A 3,735-nucleotide genomic window follows, 5' to 3' on the forward strand; every position below is an offset into this window, starting at 1 on the left:
TGCCCTTATGAGAACATTGAAATATCTTGTCCGACAAAAGGAGCACTATTTATAATAGTTGTAAAGTGGTGGACAATTCATATAAATGGCAGGTAAAACTATCGAATTGTAAAGGGGAATTTGCAAGCAAATTGCTTTATCATATTGTAAACGAGGATGTGGAAGAAAAAATCCCTCAATTACCAAAATACATATCGGATGGACTTGATTGGATAGAGCAAAAATTAGTAGGAGGAAAATGATGGGATTATCTAAAATTAGTAATGAAGATCAGGATAAAGAAAAAGAGATTTTAAACCAGTTGTTTCAATATAGTGATAGATTTGAGAGTACTGTTTTTAATTCTGGTGCAGGTTCGGGAAAAACATATGCATTAGTAGAGTGTCTGAAATATATTGTTGAACAGAACAGAGAAAGATTGAAACATCACAATCAAAAAATTGCCTGTATCACATATACTAATGTAGCGGCAAATAACATAAAAGTACAAATAGGTGCTTCTGATATAGTGGAAATAGCGACTATTCATGATAGGGTATGGCATATTATTAGTGGGCAAAAATCAGCTTTGTTAAGTTTACATATCGAAAAATTAAATAGTGGTATAGCAGAACTTGATGAACAGTTGTCTAATAAGGATGATTATAAGAAATATAGGGAATTGAATAAAGAATCACAGGAACACTTTTTCCAGATAATGATTGAGAATAAAACTAATTATAACAAAGCATATAATTTAAAGGCAAAAGAATTTAAGGATGCTATGCCTGATGAAATTAGAAGAGAATATGCAGAACTTATATCTAATGTTTCAAAATTTAAAGGATTAGTTGATAAGCTTTTTAGAAGAAAAAGATATTTAGATTGCTTGGAAAAAATAAGTAAAGGTGAGAAGGGATATAAAGTAGTTAATTATGATCCAATGTATAATCGTGATCGTTTAGATAAGATGAGAATTAGTCATGATACATTATTGGAATACGGATTTAAATTGATTCAAAAATACCCTAAAATGAGACAAATAGTAATAGATTCCTATCCTTATATTCTTATAGATGAATATCAAGACACAGCAAATATTGTTGTTGAAATAATGAATTTCATAGGACAATATGCAAAGGAAATAAAGCATGATATATTTATTGCATATTTTGGAGATTCGGTTCAAAATATCTATGACACGGGTGTTGGTACTAAACTGAGACAGTTGCATTCCAACTTAGTAGCTGTAACTAAGCTGTATAATCGTAGATCTTACACAGAAGTAATTGATGTTGCCAATAAGGTGCGTAATGATGAAATTATTCAAAAATCCATTTATTCAGATAGTGAAGGGGGCAGTGTTAAACTTTATTTTGGCAATCAAGATGTAGTAAGAAAATTTATAGATTTATGTGTGAAACAATGGAATATTAATATGAAAAATTCACTGCATTGTTTGTTTGCAACGAACCAAATGGTAGCAGATTACAGTGGTTTCTCTAATGTATATAAGGCATTTAAGAATGCAGGGGTATATCAAGGGATAGGATATAAGCAATTGAATACGGAATTATTAAGCCATGATACCATTCGTTTAGGTAAAGTGCAATCTTTGTTATATAGGCTGATGAAATTATATACAGAAGTACGGGAAAAGAAACAGGCATTAAGAGATATATTGCCGACAGATGAGTATAGAAATATGAGTTTTTCCGATTTAAAGAAACTCATAGCATTGTTGCAATCATTAAATGGCAATACGTTAGATGAGTTATTAGTCGATATATTTGAAAAATATAAAGCATCAAGTGATAAAGCATACAAATTTATTGTGGAAAGAATACTTGACATTGATGAAATTTCTTATGAAGGAGTGTTAAAATATTTTCTGCATTCATTATATGATTCATATGATGAAGAAGTGGAAACAAAACAAATTGTTGGAGAAATTCTAAATTTGAGAATTGAGGAAGTGTTATGCTGGTTCCATTATGTAAATCGAGACGAGAGTAAAGAAATTTATTATCATACTTTTCACAGCACTAAAGGACTGGAATATGAGAATGTTATTATAATTTTAGGAAAAGATTTTGGACAGGATAAAGGATTATTTGAATTATTTTTTAAGGAGTATGGAGAAGATATTAGTCAAGATTTGCCGAGATATGAACAGTATAAGAGGGGCAGAAATATTTTGTATGTAGCAGTTACGAGGGCAATTAAAAACTTGCGTATTCTGTATATTGATGATTTGGAGGAGATTAGGCATAATATTGAAAAGATATTTGGGAAGGCAGAAGCTTTTCCGATTCAAATGACGTAGGTGCAGCTATTTTAACATTGGGTACATTTTGGGTACATCAGCTTTGAAACCATATAAACGAGAACTAAAAACGCATCAAAATGATACGAATTTGTAAGAAAAAGCAATGTAAAACAGGACTTGTAACGAACCGGAAAAAGAGTTCGAGTAAACAAAAATGCTTAGTAAACCCAGCGTTTATGCGGGTTTGCGGACTTTGGAAAGGTCTTTTGATAACAAATTGATAACAGTCGTTTGAGTGTGATTATTCTTTCTATCTAACGGTTTATAGGTGGGAGAATGATTTGCAAGAGGTTTAAATGACTGTAAAAAATCCATATTAGAAACGCCCTTAGCTGTGGGTAGGAACTCATGGCTAAGGGCGTTTTTTGTCATGCTATTTAATGGTGAATGGGGGTGATAGTTAAAGCAATTTTTCCATAATGAAATTCGTCAAGGGGATATTTGACCTGATTACCTGCTGTTCCTTAATTGTGTTATATCCCCTGTGAAGAAAGAACGGCTTTGCAGTGATGGAAGCATATGTGGTTATTTTGCTTACCCCAAAAGCGTGTTCCAGTTTATCGCAGATAGCGGTGGCAATCCCTTGGCGTTGATAGTCCTTGTGGACATACAGCCTGTCAAGATAGCCTGTCCTGTCAATATCGCCAAACCCTGCTATGATGCCGCCTTTTATGGCGACAAGCGTAAAATGCTCGGATAATGATTGATTCCATTCATCTATATTTACATTGCCAGTTGCCCAGACATTTAACTGTTCGTCTGTATAGTCTTTGGCATTTATGGAATGGACAGTCTGATAGAACAGCTCCGCTAAGTATTTACAGTCCGAGGGGCGGTATTCTCTGATAATCACGTTTTTTACACCTTCCAATCTGGCTTGGTTAGTCTGGCAGCTTGTCTTTGAACGCTTTGGCTAAGGCATCGCTCAATTCCTTAGAGGGGACTTTCGCCCAATGCTGCGTAGTGTCAAACTTCGGGTAATTGTACCGCCACTGGTCGTAATCTTCCCTGCTGATTTCCTCGTCAGAGAGCTTTGCAGCCTGTTCCTGCCAAGCGCAGAGCATTTTCAGCAGTTCGGCGGCATCCTTGCTTTTGTCTTTGCTGACTTTTAAGCAGACTTCCCCGTCTGTTTCGCTGATGGTAAGTCCGTATATGTCCTCAAGTGCAAATAAGGTGTGCATAAGCCCGATGTAGCTGTCAATGTCGGGTATGTCCAGAGCCTGCGGCGCAACGTCAAGAGCCTGTGCCAGTGCAGCCGTCAAGTCTGCCTTTGGCTTGCGTGAGCCAGTTTCATACTGTGCTAAACGCACATCCGCTGATTTTTCGGGAAACCCGACAAGCATACCGAGGTATTTCTGTGTCATGCCCCGCATGATGCGGAAAAAATGTATTCTTTCGCCAATCGCCATAGTGTTTCACTCCTTGTT

General features: G+C 35.6%; 3 protein-coding genes. 1 reads left to right on the forward strand and 2 read right to left on the reverse strand.

Annotation, left to right across the window (positions count from 1 at the left end):
* The first annotated feature begins 238 nt into the window (after nt 1-238).
* Nucleotides 239-2,305 (forward strand): UvrD-helicase domain-containing protein, encoded by a 2,067-nt coding sequence (locus tag D7Y06_RS24280; RefSeq protein ID WP_120410066.1) that lies wholly within the window; start codon nt 239-241, stop codon nt 2,303-2,305.
* Between the two features lie 403 nt (nt 2,306-2,708).
* Here D7Y06_RS24280 and D7Y06_RS24285 read toward each other — a convergent pair whose 3' ends face one another.
* Nucleotides 2,709-3,161: a GNAT family N-acetyltransferase gene (locus tag D7Y06_RS24285; protein ID WP_120410067.1), complete on the reverse strand. Its 453-nt coding sequence runs from the start codon at nt 3,159-3,161 to the stop codon at nt 2,709-2,711.
* Nucleotides 3,162-3,189: 28 nt separating this feature from the next.
* Nucleotides 3,190-3,717 (reverse strand): helix-turn-helix domain-containing protein, encoded by a 528-nt coding sequence (locus D7Y06_RS24290; protein WP_120410068.1) that lies wholly within the window; start codon nt 3,715-3,717, stop codon nt 3,190-3,192.
* Between the last annotated feature and the right edge of the window lie 18 nt (nt 3,718-3,735).

Origin of the sequence: Roseburia sp. 1XD42-69 (genome assembly GCF_003612565.1) — a bacterium.
Lineage (GTDB): Bacteria > Bacillota > Clostridia > Lachnospirales > Lachnospiraceae > Roseburia_B.